The organism is Agrobacterium tumefaciens, assembly GCF_005221385.1.
In the GTDB taxonomy this organism is placed as follows: Bacteria; Pseudomonadota; Alphaproteobacteria; order Rhizobiales; family Rhizobiaceae; genus Agrobacterium; species Agrobacterium tomkonis.
Genome location: NZ_CP039903.1, coordinates 180,586 through 199,770, shown reverse-complemented (window position 1 = coordinate 199,770; position 19,185 = coordinate 180,586). Strand labels below are relative to the sequence as shown.

The window sequence follows — 19,185 nt, the reverse complement described above, 5'->3', positions numbered from 1 at the left end:
CTTACATCCATATTCACAGGGCTGAAAACGGCCCGAAAATCCATATCAAAAAAGGCTTCCGCCCTGCCCCGGCAGCCATAGGGTCCTGCGATGGACGCAAGCCTGCAAAAAAGAGTAAGCCATGGCGCGCTGCTGTTTGCAGTGCTGGCCGTCTGTCTCGCCATATTGGCGACGGTGCTGCTTGCCAACGATCAGAAGCACCTCAAGAGCCTGCTGACCTACCTCAATCTGGCGCCTGCCATCTATTCCGCCGAGCCGCCGCCCAAGGTGAGGCCCGTCAAACGGCAAAAGCTCGCCGCCAAGAAGGTCGATCTGCCGCATCATCTATTGAAATTCGAAAAAACCGGCGACAGGGCATCTTTCGCACGCGATTTCGTGCTTTCTGGCAAGGACCTCTGTGACCGTTTCACCACCGAGGGTTTTTCCAACCTCGAAGGCTGGCATGCCAGCCCGGTGAATATCCGAAATTTCGAATGCATCGCCGATCTTGTCGAAGAGAATGCAGCAACGCCTGCCGAACGGGCATCGCTTTTCCTTGAAATCAGAGGCGAGGCATCGGGCGAGATCAGATCCATAAGAATGAAGGCCGTGGCGCCTGAGACGCCTGACGGTGCCGCCATCAGGGCCAAGCTTAATGATGCACTGGCCCTGATTATCGGGCAAACCCGCTGGGCCGACCTTGCCGCCATGCTTGGGCCAGCAAACGGGATGCAGGCCTATCAGGCGCAACATTTCGGCATTTCGGTCTCCGTCAAGCCGGAGCCGACCGCACCGCATCGCATGAACGTGATTTTGCTCGCGAACGAACAGTCGCCGGGGCTGAAGCTGACGCGCAGTTTTTTCGACAGGGGGCAATGGCTTCCCGCCGCCAGCGCCTCGGATCGGCCGGTCGTCTATAATTCCGTCGAGAAAAACCGTGTCCGCTGATGCGAAACCTGCTCAGCCTATCGCTGCCAGCTTGCGCCGGACCGGGGGGATCCTGTCGCTTTGCTGAGCCTGGCGCTTGGCTTCCCACTGAAGAGCAGTGCGAACGATGATCGCCAGATCGTTGAAACGCGGGCGCCAACCCAGCTCCGTCTGAATACGGGTGGAATCCGCTACCATGGCGGCAATATCACCCGGCCGACGCGGACAATGGATGACCGGGAAATCGTGTTCCGATTCCTGCCGCACCGCGTGCAGCACGTCCAGCACCGAATAACCGACGCCATAACCACAATTCAAGGTTCGGGTGCCGCCACCGGCGCGCAGATGCGCCATGGCCAGCATATGCGCATCTATGAGATCGCTGACATGGATATAGTCGCGAACGCCCGTGCCGTCAGCGGTCGGATAGTCCGTTCCGTAAACCTCAACCCGATCACGCCGGCCGGTCGCGGCCTCGCAGGCGACCTTGATGAGGTTTGCCACGCCCGTCGGAGAAGGACCGGCGCGGCCCTGCGGATCGGCTCCGGCGACATTGAAATAACGCAGCGCCACATAGTTGAAATCATGCGCCTGCACGACATCGCGCAGCATGATTTCAGAGGCGAGTTTCGACAGGCCGTAGGGATTTTCCGGGCTCAGGATCGCCGTTTCCGGCACCGGGCCATCAAAGGGCTGGTTTCCATAGACGGCGGCTGTCGAGGAGAAGATGAAATTGCGAATGCCATGGGCGACCGCTGCCGCGACGAGGGCGCGGGTCGTGCCGGTGTTGTTTTCGTAATATTCCAGCGGCTGGCTGATCGATTCAGGAACGCTGAGGGAGCCGGCAAAGTGGAAAATGGTCTCGATCTGGTTTTCTTCGAAAATCTGGTCGAGCAAGGTGCGATCGGCCGCATCCCCCAGATAGAAGCGCGCAGCCGGCGCGACAGCCCAACGCGACCCCGTGGAAAGCCGATCGACAACAACGACCTCTTCCCCGGCATCGAGCAAAGCCCACACCATGTGGCTTCCTATGTAACCTGCTCCACCCGTGACCAGAACAGCCATGACACTACTTCCCTGTTTGCTTTTCTTGAGCCCATCAAAGCCAATAATTCTTCATCATTGATTACTTGCACAGCAAATACGCGACCCAGCCCTCAGCCCTCTGAAAAGGTGGCTTACGATTGGTTAGCGCAATGAAGTGCTTTTTATTTATTAGATGAAAATGTTCTCATAAAAGGAACAGAAGGCGCATAGCACAGAAAAGCCCGCACGTCGATGGTTGCGCCGTGGGGTTGCAGTTTTGGAGCTTCACTGTGATTTTTGAGCAAATGCACCTGTCGCGGTGACGTACCAACGCGACAGGCAAACATTGCAAGGAAGACCGATATCTACCTGCCGAGAATGTAAGATGACAGCCGATCGGCTGCATCTTCTATCTGCCTGGGGTTGCGCAGGAAGCAGGCGCGCAGAAACAGTTCTCCCCCCGGGCCGAATGCCGTGCCGGGCGCCAGGCCGACGCCGGTTTTATCGACGATATCCAGCGCCGTGGCGCGGCTGTCCGTCACGCCGTCTATCTTGAGAAAGGCATAAAGAGCGCCGTCCGGCTTCAGCGTTTCAACCCTGTTCGTTGCGATCAGCGCATCGCAGAGAATATCGCGGGACGCCAGAGCACGTTCGTAGTTTTCGCGGATGAAGCCATCGCCCTGGTCGAGGGCTGCGACTGCGCCGCGCTGCATGAACTGCGCAACGCCAGAGGTGGAATATTGAATGAGATTTTCGATGACCTGACCGATGGCCGGCGGTGCCACAAGCCAGCCGACACGCCAGCCGGTCATGGACCAGTTCTTTGAAAAGGAATTGGCGAAGACGATCTTGTCGTCCGGCTCCATGATGTCGAGGAACGAAGGCGCGCGGGTGCCGGCATAGTGATAAAGCGCGTAAATCTCATCCGCGACGATCCAGAGATCGTGTTTGCGGGCAAGCGCCAGAACATCGCGAAGATTGTCGCGCGTCGCGGTCCAGCCGGTCGGGTTCGAAGGCGTGTTGATAAAAAGCGCCTTGGTTTTGCCGGTGATGGCGCTTTCAAGCTTGCCGATATCGAGATCCCAGCGGCCGTCGCGGAAATCGATACCGACCGGAACCGCCTTTGCGCCCGCCACACCGATGGCGGCAACGATATTCGGCCAGGTTGGTGAAAGATACACCATCTCGTCGCCCGGCGAGGTCAGCGCCTGCACGGCAAGCACAATCGCCTGCATGCCGGAACCGGTGACGTAAAAATGCTCCGGCGGCAGCGATGCCGCGAAGTGCCGTTCGTAGTAGCGGCTGAGCGCCTGGCGCAGCTCGGGAATGCCACGCTGCCAGGTGTAAAAGGTTTCGCCATTGTTCAGCCCATCAATCGCAGCCTGATTGATGAAGTCAGGGCTCGGCAGATCGCCTTCGCCAACCCAGAGCGGCAGGAGATTGTCCCGTCCCCGGGCATAATTCACGACCTCAACGATGCCGCTCTCGGGAGCCGCCAGAGAGCGCGCACTCAGACTGTTCAAAATGGACATTAAAGACACTCCGTTTGGTGCCTTCTTATCGCATCGAACCGGTCATATGCATGATATTCCGTGAGGCGAACATGGATTTTCTTTATGGATCGATCCCCGGCGCAAGAGAGCTGTCCGCGCAGGTCAGCAAAACCAGGCCGGGGATAATGTCGGTCTCAGCGCGTCTTGAGCAGATCGCGGATTTCGGTGAGAAGCTTGACGTCTTCCGGCGGCGGAGCCGCTTCCGTCTTTTCTTCGGCCTTCTTGGTTTCTACCGAGGCGCGAAGCTTGTTGACGCCCTTGACCATCAGGAAAATGATCCAGGCGAGGATGAGGAAGTTGATGAGAACGGTCAGAAAGTTGCCATAAGCAAAGACGGCACCCTGATCACGGGCAGCGGCAAGCGACGGGGCGGTGACGCCGGAACTCAACGGCAGGAAGTAGTTCGAGAAATCGAAGCCGCCGAAAATTGCGCCGACGATCGGCATGATGAGATCGTTGACGACGGAATCGACGATCTTGCTGAAAGCCGCACCGATGATGACACCGACGGCCAGGTCCATGACATTGCCGCGGGCAATGAAGGTTTTAAATTCGTTTAGCATCCAGATTGTCCCTCTCTCCTGCTTCGAAAGCTGAAGCTATGTGACTGTCCCTACAGGTTCGACCATATAGGTTCCCCTTCGCATTTGGAATTCGTCAAGATTGCATTTATTAGCTTTTTTGCACGCCATAACACGCCGGGTGAAAACGGCACCGGCGGACGTGCTTCAGCAATCTGTTTGCTTCGCATTTTCCCGTGCGTAAAACCGCTACGCACTTTACTGGAAATGCTCCCGTCTTGAACTTTATGATCAGACCGCGCTCATTCTCAACCGCATGGAATTCGCCTATGCTCATATCAGGGAATTCTTGCATGGGGAGGATGCGTGCTTCCTGGGTGGATCATATTCGGTTCGGCCTTCGCTTATGTCCTGCTGCTGTTTGCGGTTGCAAGCTTCGGGGATAGAAACAGCCGGAAAAGAAACGCCCCGAAGAAGGGGCGGCCGTTCGTTTATGCGCTGAGCCTTGCGATCTATTGCACCTCCTGGACCTATTTCGGCGGCGTCGGGCTTGCGGCCGACAAAGGATTGGAGTTTCTCGGCATCTATACCGGGCCGATCCTTGCCTTCACCATCGGCATGCCGATCATTCGCCGAATCGTCGAGCTGGCCAAAACGGAAAAACTGACATCGGTTGCGGATTTCATCGCCGCCCGTTACGGCAAGAACTCCACCGTGGCGATGATCGTCGCCGTCATCGCGCTTGTGGGCGCCATTCCCTATATCGCCCTGCAGCTGAAAGCCGTTTCCAATTCGGTGGCGACGATGGTCGATCCCGGTGACTACGGCATTGGCAGCGGCAATCTTTATTTCCTCGATCTGCCGCTGGTCGTCACCATCGTCATGGCCGGTTTCGCCGTCATGTTCGGGACCCGCCACACCGACGCCACAGAACATCAGGACGGGCTCATTCTGGCGATTTCGATGGAATCGCTGGTCAAGCTGGTCGCCATGTGTACCGTCGGCTTTTACGTGCTGTTCGTCCTTTTCGACGGGCCTGTGCATCTGTGGCGGCTCGCCACGGAGAATGAACAGGCCATGCGGGCCATATCCTATCACACGCCCGTCAGCCGCTGGATTGTCATGACCCTGCTATCCGGCTTCGCCATCATCCTTCTGCCGCGCCAGTTCCACGTCACCGTAGTGGAAAACCGCACGCCGGAAGAATTGCGCATGGCGGGGTTCCTCCTGCCGCTTTATCTCATCGCCATCAACATCTTCGTGCTGCCGATCGCGCTCGCCGGCATTCTGACGCTCGGCGCAAACGGCAGCGCCGATCTCTACGTCCTGCAACTGCCGCTTACGCATCAGATGCCGGTCGTATCCCTCATTACCTTCATCGGCGGATTTTCGGCGGCAACCGCAATGGTTATCGTTGCTTCGGTGGCGCTGTCGATCATGATTTCCAACGACATCGTCATGCCGATCTTTCTGCGGCAGAAGCTGTTGAACCGCTCGCCGCACCGGGACAATTTCGCCAAAACGCTGCTCAATATCCGCAGGACGGCGATCTTCGCGGTGATGCTGCTGGGTTACTTTTATTATCGCGCCGCCGACAGCACGACAGGGCTCGCCTCCATCGGCTTCCTGGCCTTCGCCGCCATCGCCCAGATGGCCCCTGCCCTTTTCGGCGGCCTGTTCTGGCGGCGCGCCAATGCGCGTGGCGCAATTGCCGGCCTGAGTTCGGGCTTTTTCGTCTGGGCCTATCTGCTGTTTCTGCCGAGCTTCGGCGGGCCTGACAATTCCGAAGTGGCTGCGAATATTCTCGGTTTCCTGTTTTCCGGCAGTACAGTCTTCAACGGACCGGAAGCCGATCCGTTTGTGAATGCCGTCATCCTCAGTCTGCTCGTCAACAGCATGGCCTTTGTGCTCGGCTCGCTATCGCGCAACCCGCGGCCGGTGGAGCGGATCCAGTCCGGCATTTTCGTCAAGCGTCATTCGAAATCGCAATTCGCCACACGCGGCTGGAAAACCCGTGTGAGCGTCGGCGACCTCAAAAGCGCGATCGCCCGCTATCTCGGGGAAGAGCGCATGCTGCGCTCACTCGCCACCTATGAAAAGACGGCTGGCCGGAAGCTCAACGATGACCAGCCGGCGGACATGGCGCTGATCCATTTCTCCGAACAATTGCTTGGCAGCGCCATCGGCTCCTCCTCGGCCCGCCTCGTGCTGTCGATCATTCTCCAGAAGGCGGAAGATACCAGCGCAGACACCGCCTGGCTGCTCGATCAGGCCAGTGAAGCCCTGCAATATAATCAGGATATGCTGCAAACGGCGCTGGCGCAGATGGATCAGGGCATCGCTGTTTTCGACAGTTCGCAGCAGCTGACCATCTGGAACCGGCGCTTCCGCACCCTGCTGGACCTGCCCGAACAATTCGGCCAGGTGGGCGTGCCACTGACGGATATCGTCGCCATGCTGCAGGAGCGCGGCGACATGCCGGCCGGTGATACGGACGAGCTGATCACCAGTTTCCTGACCATGGACCTGCCCTTCTCGCTGGTACTGGCTGGCGGCGAGCGCATTATCGAAGTGCGCTCCAACACCATGCCGGACAAGGGCATCGTCGCCACCTTCACCGATATCACGCAGCGGGTGGCGAGCGATCAGGCGTTGAAACAGGCCAACGAAACGCTGGAGCAGCGCGTGGCGGAACGAACCGTCGAGCTTACCCGCGTCAACCGCGAACTGGCGGAGGCAAGAGCATCCGCCGACGAGGCGAATATCGGCAAGACGCGGTTCTTCGCCGCCGCCGGTCACGACATTCTCCAGCCGCTCAATGCAGCGCGCCTCTATTCCTCCTCGCTTGTCGAACGGCTTGGCGTCTCCAGAGAAAGCGATCTCGTCCACAATATCGATTCAGCGCTGGAATCGGTCGAGACCATTCTCGGCGCCGTTCTCGATATTTCCCGCCTCGACACGGGTTCGATGAAGGCGCGCATGACGTCGGTGCCGCTAAACGAGCTGTTGAAACGCATCGAAACCGATTTCGCACCCATGGCGCAGGAAAAGAACCTCGACCTCGTGGTCATGCCCACCTCACTCACGGTCCGTTCCGACCCCAATCTCCTGCGGCGGCTCGTGCAGAATCTGGTCTCGAACGCCATCAAATACACGCTGAGGGGCAAGGTCGTCGTCGGTGCCCGCCGCCGGGGCGGCGAAGTCGTCATTCAGGTGACGGATTCCGGCATCGGCATTCCCGCCTCCAAATTCCGCACCGTCTTCAAGGAATTCGCCCGGTTGGACGAGGGCGCAAAAACGGCCTCCGGCCTTGGGCTCGGCCTTTCCATCGTCGACCGGCTGTCGCGCATGCTGCACCATCCCGTGCAGCTGATTTCGACGCCCGGCAAGGGTACGACCTTCCGCATTCATCTGCCGCGTGAATCAGACCGCGTTGCGCCAGCCAAATCCGGCGGCGCCGTCAGCAATGCGGCGGCGAGCGATCGCCTGCAGGGGGTGCGCGTCCTGTGCATCGACAATGAGCCAAAAATCCTCGAGGGCATGACGCTGTTGCTGACGGGATGGGGTTGCGAGGTTCTGCCGGCAGGTTCGGTGGCGACGCTGGAAGAACCCTTCCTGAAACTGGCGGCAGCGCCTGATATCATCATCGCCGATTACCATCTCGATGATGGTGACGGCATCAGCGCCATCCGCCTCATCCGCACATTCTACGGCAAATCGATCCCTGCCCTGCTGGTGACGGCGGATCGCAGTCCCGAAGTGCGCAGCGATGCCGAAAAATACGGGATTTCCGTTCAGCATAAGCCGGTCAAACCGGCGGCGCTGCGCGCCTATATCAACCAGATATCCAGCACGGCACGGGCAGCGGCGGAATAAAAAATCCCGGACCTTGCGATCCGGGAGTTCTTGATTTTGCGAATTGGGGGTATCAGGCGGCCCGGTTCAATCGATCCCTACCCGCCGCCGAACCCTGCTCCATCTGGAAACGCTGGACGAGATCGAGCAAGGCCTCCACCTCGCCGGACAGCACCCGGCTCGCCGCACTCGACTGCTCGGCAAGTGCTGCATTCTGCTGCGTCATCTGGTCCATCTGGTTTACGGAACCGTTGACGTTGTGAAGCGCCGATGACTGGTCCTGCGTCGCGGTCGCGATGGTTTCAACGTGCTGGCTGACGGTGACGATCTGCTGGCTGATGGCGGAAAGAACCGTGCCCGCCTCCTGCACCAGCTTCGATCCGGTGCTGACTTCGTGCGTCGACTGGTTGATGAGCTGCTTGATCTCGCGGGCTGCATCGGCGGAACGTTGCGCCAGTTCACGCACTTCCTGCGCCACCACGGCAAAACCCTTGCCCGCCTCACCCGCACGCGCCGCCTCGATGCCGGCATTCAAGGCCAGGAGATTGGTCTGGAAGGCGATATCGTCGATGACCTCGATGATCTGCTCGATCTTGCGCGAGGCGCCTTCGATGCGGCCCATGGCATCAACGGCGTTGCTGACGACCGAGCCGGAACTGTCGGCGCTCTGCTTGGTAATGCGGACGGCCTCATTGGCCTCCCGCGCCCGCTCGGCCGACGATCTGACCGTTGCGGTGATTTCCTCGACGGCGGCGGCGGTCTCCTCCAGCGAGGCCGCCTGATTTTCGGTGCGCTTCGACAGATCAACCGACGACTGCTCGATTTCAAAGCCGCTATGCTGGATGATGAGCGTGCGCTCACGGATCTGCCCCAGCGCATCGCGCAGATTGAGCAGGGATTCGTTGAAATCCGTGCGCAGCCGGTCCAGACGGCCGGTGAAAGGTGTCTCGATCGTGCGGCTCAGATCGCCACGCGAAAGCCTGCCGAGACCGGATGCGATTTCACCGACTGCAAATTCGATCTGGCTGTCCAGCGCCTGCTTTTCCGCGTCGTTGCGGTGGCGTTCGGATTCCGCCACCGAGCGTTCATCGGCGCTTCTTCCCTCGATGGCCAGTTTATCAAGCGCATTCTCGCGGAAGATCACCAGAGCGCGGGCGATGTTGCCGAATTCATTGGTATTGGTGGCATAGGGGATTGGTGTGTCGAGATTGCCGTCCGAAAGAGACTTCACCGCGTCCGTCAGTTTGCCCAGCGGCTGCAATGTGCGTCTGATTACGAAATAGGCGAGAAGCCCGACTCCGCCCATGGCCAACGTACCGCAGATCAGCATCAGGTCGCGCAGGCCGAATATCTGGGCTTCGTAAACGGCCATGGGGACGCCGACAAAAAGAATGCCGACGGTGGCGCCGGAATTGTTGATAACCGGCATGTAACCGGTCATGTAACTGACGCCGAAAAGCGTGGCCGGGCCGAAATACGCTTCGCCCTTGCTGACTTTTTCGAAAGCAGGATGATCGGTGGCAAGCTTGGTGCCTGCCGCGCGTTCGCCCTTTTCATTTTTCAGATTGGTGATCATACGGACATATTCACCGGCCTTGGTTTCAAAAACCGTGGCGATGCCACCGTTTCCTGCCGCGGTGCGATCAACGAGGTCGTTGTCGCGCAGCGTCCCAATGCTGGCGCGGCTGACACTTTTGAGCTGCCCATCGCCCATGTCCAGCGCGACGCCACCGACCTTCATCTCGTAGAGGATCGCCATGTTGCGCATTGCGCTGTTGGTATCGCGCAGCGCGGTGGTGATGATATTATCCTTCAAGCGCATGTAGGTGGAAAAACCAACTGCCGCCACGCTGAGCATGATCAAGCCGATCGTCAGCACGACGACTTTGCTCGCGACGGTCTTAAAGAGCCGGTTGTGCATGAACAGTTCCCCAAAGCCAAACCTGCGACAGTTCTAGCTGGCAACTGTTAAAAAACGCGAAATGAGACGCCGGAACCATGGCGTATCGGCAGGCCTGCCGCGGCCTGCGGCCCTGAAAACCCGGGGATGCAGTGCGGGGGAGCCCCCGCCCGCCATCAGTGGATATAGCCGAGCCGGATGGCCTTTGCGATTGCCTGAATGCGGTTGACGGAATCGAGCTTGATCGTCGCGGAACCGAGATAGGCATTGACCGTGTGCACGGAAAGCCCGAGCTTGACCGCGATCTCTTCACTGATCCGGCCGTCACCTGCCAGTTGCAGGCAGGCGATTTCCCTCTCGCTCAGTGCTTCCGAGGGCGCAGCCTTGCGTTCGTCGAGCGCCAGCATATCCACCATGATCTCGCAGCATTTGATGTGCTGCTCGATGACGACCTCATTGTCGAGAACGAGATTGGTGCCGCAGAAAACGATGTAACCGTTGCCGATGGTGCCGAGCCGCACCGGCATGGCCAGCCCGGCATAGGGCAAGGTGTCGTTTTCGATCCGGCGCAGCAACGCCGGAACATCGGGAAGATCGGCAAAGCCGCCGGCATTCTTGTTGCGCCAGATGACCGGCAACAGCGACGTCTCGATATGATCGAGAAGAATATCACCGACGGCGCGGATGAACTGCGTGCTCTGTTCTGCGGCATTCATGCCCCAGTTTTCCAGCTCGCAGGTCAGCTTCTTCTTGTTGGGGAAACCGGAAGCGGCAGCCTTCGTCACCACGAAATTTCGTGCGCCGACCAGCTTCTGCATGGCGACGAGCTTCGGAAACAGATCCGACCGGCTCGTTGCGACAGGGCTGCGGTAAAACATGCCCGTTTGACCTGTACCCTCATTGTCTTTCGTCTGTACCATCCGTCCGACCATTATACGAGGTTGTTGCGCACGGCGTAGGCAATTGCCTCCGAGCGGGTTTTTGTCGCGGTTTTACGCATCACGCTTGTAATGTAATTATTGATCGTATTGCGCGAAATGCCAAGGATCATCGCAATTTCGTCGCTTGTCTTGCCTTCTGCAATCCAGAACAGGCATTCGAGCTCGCGCTCGGTAAGATCGATATCACGCACGGCCTTTGCTTCGCTGGCGATGCCGAAACTGACGCAATAACCCGTCAACAGGGCGATTTCGCGCAGACGCTCCGGTGAAGGAACAGCGTGTTCGGGAAACAGCAGCAGAAGGGAAAGGCGGATGCGGCCCACGCAGAAAGACAGTGCGGAATATTGCCGGTCGATACCGTAGGGAACAGAAACATCGTCGGGAAGAAACAATAATCGCGGCCGCAGAAGCGAAAGGCATTTTTCCATTTCGCTCGATCTGTTCTGGCTGTTCGTCAGTTCAATGCCGAGCCTGCGTACCAGATCGAAAGGCCAGTCGGATGTGACGATGAATTTCAGCCCGGTTTCTTCGAGAAGGTCATCCCGCGCCAGCAGATAATGCGAGGCGCCGGCGTAGGTTACGAGCAAATCCAGTGCGCCTGCAACGTTACCGGCAGCGGCCGTGGCTGCGACGTTCTTGGCAAGCTGATCGCGCGGCAAGGGCTTACCCATGCCCTCCATAGGCTTGGCAGACAGCCTGCGGATATCAACATCGACTTTCAATCGCCTACGCCCTCTTGCTCCCAGTGGGAGATTATACATCGGGATGGAATCATTCCATTCAAGAAGCTTACCAAAATGGAATGGCACGCCCCCGGAGACCGAATCACTTCATTTTATGGAACCGACCGGAATTTGCCATTACCTGACAACAGCCTTTCCACGTATTTCCTCATTCGTCTATTGCTAAAAAAACATACTGAAAAGCTGGCCAATCCATAAACGTCATTCTCAGCCTATTCCCAGCAAACTGTATCGTTGATGAATTTTTTGTAAACACTGTCCTGAAACGAGAATGCCACGGCCCGGCGACCAAGGATAGTAAAAAGCCCGAAAATGCGAAAAAGGCCGGGGTGAGCCCGGCCTTTTCAAAATCACGCTGCCTTTTCCACCGCCCATTTGCGCAGGATCTTGGCTGCTCTTTCCTCGCTGATTTCCACCATGCGGGAGAGCCTGCGTTCCGGTCCTTCGCGAACCCGGCGGTTGAAGGTGCCTTCGCTGTCGCCACCCGCCAGAAGATCGTCGGTGCTGTCGAAGCCGAAATCCGCTCCGAAACCTTCCATAAGACCACCAGCACCTGCATCCATGCCCGGAGAGAAATCCGGCAGTTCGAGACCGGCGGTCTCCTGGCTGAGCTGACCCGCAGCCGCGCCATTGCCGGCGACCGTGCGAACCAGGGGGCGCACACCAAGCCAGATGACGAGGAAGGCGACAGCGACGAAAGCGAGCGAGTTGATGATGCCGGCCGAATTGCGGCTTAACACTTCCATGATGCCCGGACCGCTGGCGGCCTCATCGAGCAATTGCGTTTCAAGGAAGTCCATTGCCGTCAGCGTCACGATATCACCGCGATCGGAAGAGATACCCGCCGCCGAAGTCACGATCTTCTGCATTTCGGCAAGATAGGCGTCGATCTTGGCCTGATCGACGGGTTCGCCGACCATCTTGGCAATGCGACCCTTGTTGACGACCACGGCGACCGAAATCTTCTCGACCGTATAGCCGTTCTTGACCGTAGCGACCGTCTTCGAGTTGATCTCGTAATTGGTCTGCTCTTCCTTCTTGGCCGACTGGTCGGAGGACTGCGGGCCACCGCCGCCGCCCTGCGGGGCTGCCTGCGGTACGTTCTGTTCCACGGTCGCTGCCGTATCCGGCTGCGTTTCCTGGGATTTCTGGTCTTCCTTTACCGTGCGGACAGAACGCTCGACGCGCGATTCCGGATCATACACGGTCTCCTGGATCTGGCGGCTGTCGGTGTTCAGCTGCGCCGTGACGCTCGAGCGGAAATTGTCCATGCCGAGGAAAGGCGCCAGCGCCTTGTCGATATTGGTGGTGATTTCCTGCTGGACGTTCTGCGCCAGCGTCAGCGAGCGGTTCATGGCGGCGTTGGTGACGTCGTCGCCGGAAGCCAGAAGCTGGCCGGTGGAATCGAGCAGCGTCACATCATCGACTTCAAGGCCGGGAACGGCCGAGGCGACGAGGTGACGGATGGAGGCGGAGGCCTTGCGACCTGCGGTGGCGCTGGCGCGGATCATGACCGATGCAGTTGGCTTCTGTTCGCCACGGCGGAAATTGCCGACATCAGGCATGACGATATGGACGCGTGCGGCCGCAATCCCATCGATCTGCTGGATGGAGCGGCTGATCTCACCCTCGAGGGCGCGAACGCGCGTCACTTCCTGCATGAAGGAGGTCAGGCCGAGAGAACCGACATTGTCGAAAAGCTCGTAACCGGCATTGGCGCTATCAGGCAAACCGCGTTCGGCCAGAAGCAGCCTTGCCTTGCTGGTCAGCCCAACGGGAACCTGAAGGCTCGAACCGTCGGTTCCCACCTGAAAGTCCAGCCCCGATTCGGCGAGCGCAATGCTGATCTTGTTGAGGTCGCTTTTTTCAAGCCCTACATAAAGGGTCTCGTAGGCGGGACGGTTCACGTAGAGCGCTGCCGCAAGGATAACGGCCATGGACAAAACGCCCACGCCGCCCAGCATCAGCAGCCGTGTCTGACCCAGCGCCGCGAAATTCTTCAGGACCTGAGGGATTTGATTTAACAGATTCATTCTGTTCCGCACCGTCATTCATAGAATCCGAGACCTTTTGGCCCCGTAATGACAATAGGGTGCGAAGCTTGCGCGAGCGTTGCCTTTCTCCGCATTCAGCGAGGAAAGGAACGTCGGCAGAAATCCGGTCTAGAACAGGTCGAAGTCGCCGGAAGTCTTGTCCAGCGGCTGGGAATGGCCGTGCCGGAAGGCAGCGCCCAGCGCCTTCTGCATTTCGGCAAGCTTGACGAGGCTGAGCGCCGTGGAGACATCCACGATCCATTCACCGGGAATGGAACCGGTGATGGTGTCGATGAATTCGGCAAGACCGCGGGTCTTCTGAACGGCGAGATCAATGCCCTGCAGCAACTTGATGCCATCGCCCGACAACTGACCGCTGGTCACTTCCAGCAACTGCGGCTCGATGCGCTCTATGAGATAGGCGACATCGTGCAGCTCCGACACCACGCGCATGAGGACATCCGGCAGTGCTTCTTCGAACGGAGCGGTACCGGCGTGGTCTGCAATCTGCATTGGAAACTCCGTGACTAGAAAAATTCGATGTCGTTGGCGACGGGCTTGGGAGCCGGCACCGGACGCGTTTCCATGGCGACCGTCTTCTGGGTTTCCGCGCCGCTGAGCGGATGCTGACGCGCGCGACCCGAGACCGGCCAGAACTCGATCTTGCGGCCATGCTCTCCGCCCGTGGAAGAGCTTATGACCGGAATGCCTTCGTCCTTCAGAAACTGCATGGCGAAGATGGCATTCTGCTCGCCGACATTCGAGAAGCTGGCGATCGTCTTCGCGCCGCCGAAAACCTTGGCCTCCAGCCGGTCGCGGCGGGCGCCCTTCTTCAGAAGGCCGTTGATCAGAAGTTCCATGAGATGCACGCCGTAACGCGTCGCATCTCCCCCGGTCACATTGCCCGTTCCCGGCAGCAGGAAGTGGTTCATTCCTCCAAGCCCGGCAACGGGATCTCTCAGACAGGCGGCCACGCACGAACCGAGTATCGTCGTCATGACCACGTCGGGATCGCTGACAACCTTGTACTCGCCCTGAATGATATGTACGCGTTTGGCCGCAGCTTCAATCATTTCAGCGATCCGAAAACCGCCTCGATGGCTGCACGCATCTTGTCAATAGTGAAAGGCTTGGCCAGCACGTTGTTTGCGCCGAGCTGCGCCGCCTTCTGCACCAGCGCGCGGTCGCCCTGCGCCGTGAGGATGATGAAGGCCGCCTTTTTAAGAGTCGGATTGGCCCGCACGGCGTGCAGGAAACCGAGACCGTCCATCTTCGGCATGTTGAAGTCGGAGATGACGAGATGATGGGGCTGCTGCTCCATGATCTTCAATCCCTGCTCGCCATCGCCGGCGGCAGTGATCTGCTTGAAGCCCAGCTGTGTCAGCGCATCGCTGAGAAGCAGCCGGCTGGTCACCTGATCGTCAACGATCAGAACTTTGATCTTTTCTGCGAGAGACATTAGTCAGCACCTTCTTTGCGGGCAGTGGTTAGTTTCAGGATTTCTTCGCCGATGGAGGCCAGCGGCAATTGCTGTTCGACGGCACCGAGCTCATAGGCCACGCGGGGCATGCCGTAGACGACACATGTTTTTTCGTTCTGGCCGACGGTGCGCGCACCGGCATGGCGCATTTTCAGCAGTCCGGCCGCGCCATCGCGGCCCATGCCGGTGAGAATGACGCCGACGGCGTTGCGACCAGCAAGCTCGGCCACCGAATCAAACAACACATCGACGGAGGGACGATGGCCGTTGACAGGATCACGCTCGATGAGCCGGCAGCAGGGTGCTGCCCGGTTGGCGATCTGCAGGTGGCGTTCACCGCCCGGCGCGAGATAGATCTTGCCTGTCTGCAGGCGTGCACCATCCGTCGCTTCTTCCACGACGGGCGCGCAGATGCGGTTCAGCCTTTCGGCGAAGCTCCGGGTGAAGGTCGGCGGCATGTGCTGGGTGATGACGGTCGGCGGGCAATTGGCCGGAAACTTCTGCAGCACGGCGATCAGCGCTTCGACGCCACCCGTGGATGAACCGATGGCCACGACTTTACGACCCGCCCGATAGTCGCTGACCGGGGTAGGCTGCACTGCCGCGGCGCTTTCCGGACGAGCCGCGCGATAGGCGGCATGTTGGGAGCGGGCGGCAGCCTTTACCTTGTCGGCGAGATCGCCAAAGGGACGCGCATCGCCCGGAGCAGGCTTGCCGACGCAATCAAAGGCGCCGATTTCAAGAGCCGCAAGCGACGCGTCCGCACCGCGATGCGTGAGCGACGAGACCATGATCACCGGCATGGGCCGCAGGCGCATGATCTTTTCGAGAAATTCGAGGCCGTTCATTTCCGGCATCTCGATGTCGAGCGTCACGACATCGGGGTTGAGCTGCTTGATGGCGGCGCGCGCTTCCATGGCGTTGCCGGCCTGCCCGACCACCTCGACTTCCGGATCGGCCTTGAGGACAGCCGAAATCAGGCCGCGCATCGTTGGACTATCATCGACGACGAGTACCCGTGCGAGTGCGCTCATGCCTTCCTCCCGGATGCGTGACCAATGTAGCGGTAGGTGGTGATGCCGGTATTGTCGAACAGGTTCTTGGCATCACCGGCGACGCGTTCGGAATGGCCGATATAGAGATGCCCACCTTCCGGCAGCAGGCCGGCGAAACGCGACCAGATGCGCGTCTGTGTCGGCTCGTCGAAATAAATGACGACGTTCCGGCAGAAGATGACGTCGAAATTGCCCTTGAAGGGCCATTGCGTCATCAGGTTCAATTCGTTGAAAGTGATGAGGCGCTTGACCTTGTCGTCGATGCGGAATTTGCGGCGCCCGCCGGCATCGACCTCCGTGAACCATTGCTTGCGCATGGCGGGAGAAACGGTTTCGAGCGCGTTGTCGTCATAGACGCCGGCACGGGCCTGCGCCAAAATCTTCGGATCGATGTCCGTCGCCAGGATCTTGAAATCGTAGTCCGCCGCATTCGGGAACATGGCGAGCACGGTAAGCGCGATCGAATAGGGCTCTTGCCCGTCGGAACAGGCCGCCGACCAGATACGGACACGCCCACCGCTCTTTGCTCTTGCAATGAGACCCGGCAGGACCTCGTCACGCAAATGTTCGAAATGATGGTTCTCGCGGAAGAAGCGCGTGAAATTCGTCGTCAGATGCGACAACATCTCGCGCCGCGCCGTTGCGCCCTCGGTTGAGGAGACCAGCGTGCAATATTCGCGGAAACCGGAAAGGCCGAGATTGCGGATATGCTTCGACAGGCGGGAATAGACCAGCGACGCCTTGGTGTCGTTGAGATAGATACCCGCATCCGCATAGATCATCGCAGCGATCTCCGACAGATCGCGTCTCGTCAGCGGATATTCACCGCTGGCAAGAACGTCGTCCGGAGACTGGCGCTGGTCACTGAAATTAAGTGCTGCCATGAACGAACCGCTTTCAACCTGTCGCCGCAAGCGACATTTCCTGCTTCAGGGGCTGTCCGCGCGAAGCGCTGACGATGGCATCGACATCCAGAATGAGCGCAACGCGTCCGTCACCGAGGATAGTGGCGGCGGCAATGCCCGGAACATGGGTATAGTTTGCTTCCAACGACTTGATGACGACCTGGCGCTGGCCCTGAATGGCATCGACCATCAGCGCGCGCTGACCGCCGCCTTCCGATTCCACCAGAAGCGCCACACCTTCGACCGGATCGGCCTGGGTCGGGCGGAAGTTCAGGACGCGTCCGACATCGACCAGCGGGCAGAAGGAATTGCGGATGGAGATCAGTCGCTGGTTGGAGCCGAAGGAGTGGATGTTCTTCGCTTCCGGCTGCAGGGTTTCCACGATTGCGGTCAACGGCACGACGAGCGTCTGCCCGGCCACCGTCACCACCATGCCGTCGAGGACGGCAAGCGTCAGCGGCAGGCTCATGGTGAAGGTGGAACCATGTCCGGGGCGCGAGGAGATGCTGATGCGGCCGCCAAGCGCCTGAATGGAACGCTTGACCACATCCATGCCGACGCCGCGGCCGGAAATGTCGGAAATCTTGTCTGCCGTCGAGAAGCCCGGTGCAAAGATCAGGTTGTCGATCTCTTCGTCGGTCAGGTTCGCATCGGCGGCAATGAGATCATTGTCGATCGCCTTCTGGCGAACGCGTTCGCGATTGATGCCGGCGCCATCGTCCTGAAGCTCGATCAGGATGCGGCCCGAGCGGTGCTTGGCCGAAAGCTTGATGGTGCCTTCCGGGTTCTTGCCCGCGGCTTCGCGTTTTTCCGGTGTTTCGATGCCGTGGTCGACGGCATTGCGGATCATATGGGTCAGAGGCTCGGCCAGCTTGTCGATAACGGTCTTGTCGACTTCGGTATTCTCACCTTCGGTGATGAGGCGGATCTGCTTGCCGATCATGTCGGCGACTTCGCGGACGATACGGGACATGCGCTGGAAGACCGGCTTCACAGGCTGCGCGCGGATGGCCATGACGCTGTCCTGGATCTCGCGCGTCAATTGCTGCAGCTCGTCCAGGCCCATATTGACGGCAGAGGTGCCGCTCGCATCGTTTTCGATGACGCTCTGCGACAGCATCGCCTGATTGATGACAAGCTCGCCAACGAGGTTGATGAGGCGGTCAACGCGGTCGAGATCAACGCGGATGGTCTGGCCGGCACTTGCATTGGCCGCCGCATTGGCATTCGCCTGCGCTGCGGCCGGCGCTGCCGCCGCCTCACGCTTTTCGATGGCGGCATTGACGCTCTGGGCGATCTGCGTCGTTGCGACGGCCGCTTCAACGGCTGCGGCAACAAAAGGTTCTTCCACCATAGCTGCTTCGACGGCAATGTCCGCTTCCGGTCCGCTATCAAGCGCCGAGAGATCGAACGGAACCGGGATCATCGGAAGTTCTTCGTCATCCGCAGCGGCACCCGAAAGAACCGGCGTGATTTCGAGATCGCAATCCCATTCGGCGAATTCGAAGACGCTGCGGATACCCTCTTCACCCTTGTCGGTGGTGATCGAAACCGTCCAGGAGAGATAAGATGCTTCAGGATCGAGCTTGTCGAGCGAAGGCAGCTCCGACAGGTCGCAATTGATGCTCATCTCGCCGATACGCGAGAGATCGCGCAGGAGAAGCGCTGCCTCGTTGCCCTTTGAATAAAGCGATGCATGCGGCTTGAAGGTGATCTGGAAGGTCGGCGCTTCCATCAACGGTGTCGTGTCGTCGGCAAAGTCCGAGAAGGAGAACAGGACCGGCTGGAAACCGCTCTCATCCGTCGGCTTGGGCGCGGCGGGTGCCGGCGCCTTTATGGCAGCTGGGGCTGCCGCCGGCGCGGAGGCCTGTACGGCTTCGCCGTTTGCCAGCGCTTCCAGCTCCTTGACGAGACCACGGGTGCGGCTTTCATCGACGCTGCCGCCGTCTCTGGCCGCATTGGTCAGGTCCGCCAGCACGTCGGCGGAGCGCAACATGACTTTCAGAACATCCTGTGTCGGCTCCAGCTTGTTGGAGCGAACGCAGTCGAGGGTCGTTTCAAAAACGTGGGCGAAGGCCACGAGATCATCCAGACCGAAGGCACCTGCCCCGCCCTTGATGGAATGAACGGCACGGAAAACGGCGTTGACGGTTTCCGGATCGCGGTCGCCGTCATTCAATTTAAGAAGCCCCGATTCCAGTTCAGCGAGCTGCTCCTCGCATTCCTGGAAAAAGATTTCCTTGATTTCGTTCATATCCATCGTGAAA

At 59.2% G+C, this 19,185-nt stretch carries 15 protein-coding genes; 2 read left to right on the top strand and 13 right to left on the bottom strand.

The annotated features are described in order from the left end of the window. Positions 1-90 precede the first annotated feature (90 nt). Positions 91-927, top strand: a complete 837-nt coding sequence (locus tag CFBP6623_RS01005) for a DUF6030 family protein (RefSeq protein WP_046800563.1) — start codon at positions 91-93, stop codon at positions 925-927. 12 nt (positions 928-939) lie between these two features. On the opposite strand, the gene galE is transcribed toward CFBP6623_RS01005, so the two are convergent. From galE to mscL, 3 genes are all read right to left on the bottom strand, one after another. Beyond that, on the bottom strand, positions 940-1,971 hold the full coding sequence (galE, locus tag CFBP6623_RS01000; protein WP_046800562.1) for a UDP-glucose 4-epimerase GalE: 1,032 nt from the start codon (positions 1,969-1,971) through the stop codon (positions 940-942). A gap of 326 nt (positions 1,972-2,297) precedes the next feature. Continuing rightward, positions 2,298-3,464 (bottom strand): pyridoxal phosphate-dependent aminotransferase, encoded by a 1,167-nt coding sequence (locus CFBP6623_RS00995; RefSeq protein WP_046800561.1) that lies wholly within the window; start codon positions 3,462-3,464, stop codon positions 2,298-2,300. 155 nt (positions 3,465-3,619) lie between these two features. Continuing rightward, positions 3,620-4,048, bottom strand: coding sequence for a large conductance mechanosensitive channel protein MscL (mscL, locus tag CFBP6623_RS00990; protein ID WP_046800560.1), 429 nt, complete (start codon positions 4,046-4,048; stop codon positions 3,620-3,622). Positions 4,049-4,372: 324 nt separating this feature from the next. Here mscL and CFBP6623_RS00980 point away from each other — a divergent pair, with 324 nt between their 5' ends. Further along, on the top strand, positions 4,373-7,882 hold the full coding sequence (locus CFBP6623_RS00980) for a PAS domain-containing hybrid sensor histidine kinase/response regulator (RefSeq protein WP_046800559.1): 3,510 nt from the start codon (positions 4,373-4,375) through the stop codon (positions 7,880-7,882). A gap of 52 nt (positions 7,883-7,934) precedes the next feature. On the opposite strand, the gene CFBP6623_RS00975 is transcribed toward CFBP6623_RS00980, so the two are convergent. From CFBP6623_RS00975 to CFBP6623_RS00930, 10 genes are all read right to left on the bottom strand, one after another. Next, positions 7,935-9,782, bottom strand: coding sequence for a methyl-accepting chemotaxis protein (locus CFBP6623_RS00975; RefSeq protein ID WP_080842297.1), 1,848 nt, complete (start codon positions 9,780-9,782; stop codon positions 7,935-7,937). Between the two features lie 155 nt (positions 9,783-9,937). Beyond that, positions 9,938-10,639, bottom strand: coding sequence for a transcriptional regulator VisR (visR, locus tag CFBP6623_RS00970; RefSeq protein ID WP_046800731.1), 702 nt, complete (start codon positions 10,637-10,639; stop codon positions 9,938-9,940). Positions 10,640-10,692: 53 nt separating this feature from the next. Beyond that, positions 10,693-11,424 (bottom strand): transcriptional regulator VisN, encoded by a 732-nt coding sequence (gene visN / locus CFBP6623_RS00965; RefSeq protein ID WP_052760248.1) that lies wholly within the window; start codon positions 11,422-11,424, stop codon positions 10,693-10,695. Positions 11,425-11,795: 371 nt separating this feature from the next. After that, positions 11,796-13,478 (bottom strand): flagellar basal-body MS-ring/collar protein FliF, encoded by a 1,683-nt coding sequence (gene fliF / locus CFBP6623_RS00960; RefSeq protein WP_046800557.1) that lies wholly within the window; start codon positions 13,476-13,478, stop codon positions 11,796-11,798. A gap of 129 nt (positions 13,479-13,607) precedes the next feature. Then, on the bottom strand, positions 13,608-13,991 hold the full coding sequence (gene cheT, locus CFBP6623_RS00955) for a chemotaxis protein CheT (RefSeq protein WP_046800556.1): 384 nt from the start codon (positions 13,989-13,991) through the stop codon (positions 13,608-13,610). Between the two features lie 14 nt (positions 13,992-14,005). Continuing rightward, on the bottom strand, positions 14,006-14,551 hold the full coding sequence (cheD, locus tag CFBP6623_RS00950) for a chemoreceptor glutamine deamidase CheD (RefSeq protein WP_046800555.1): 546 nt from the start codon (positions 14,549-14,551) through the stop codon (positions 14,006-14,008). Continuing rightward, positions 14,548-14,937 carry a chemotaxis response regulator CheY2 gene (gene cheY2 / locus CFBP6623_RS00945; protein ID WP_003515008.1) on the bottom strand — a complete coding sequence of 130 codons (390 nt, stop codon included), beginning with the start codon at positions 14,935-14,937 and terminating at the stop codon, positions 14,548-14,550. Before cheY2 ends, cheD begins: the two co-directional genes overlap by 4 nt. Further along, on the bottom strand, positions 14,937-15,992 hold the full coding sequence (gene cheB, locus CFBP6623_RS00940) for a protein-glutamate O-methylesterase CheB (protein ID WP_046800554.1): 1,056 nt from the start codon (positions 15,990-15,992) through the stop codon (positions 14,937-14,939). The genes cheY2 and cheB overlap by 1 nt, the downstream gene beginning before the upstream one ends. Then, positions 15,989-16,897, bottom strand: coding sequence for a protein-glutamate O-methyltransferase CheR (gene cheR, locus CFBP6623_RS00935; RefSeq protein ID WP_046800729.1), 909 nt, complete (start codon positions 16,895-16,897; stop codon positions 15,989-15,991). Before cheR ends, cheB begins: the two co-directional genes overlap by 4 nt. Before the next feature lie 13 nt (positions 16,898-16,910). Further along, positions 16,911-19,178: a chemotaxis protein CheA gene (locus CFBP6623_RS00930; protein WP_046800553.1), complete on the bottom strand. Its 2,268-nt coding sequence runs from the start codon at positions 19,176-19,178 to the stop codon at positions 16,911-16,913. Positions 19,179-19,185: the final 7 nt, after the last annotated feature.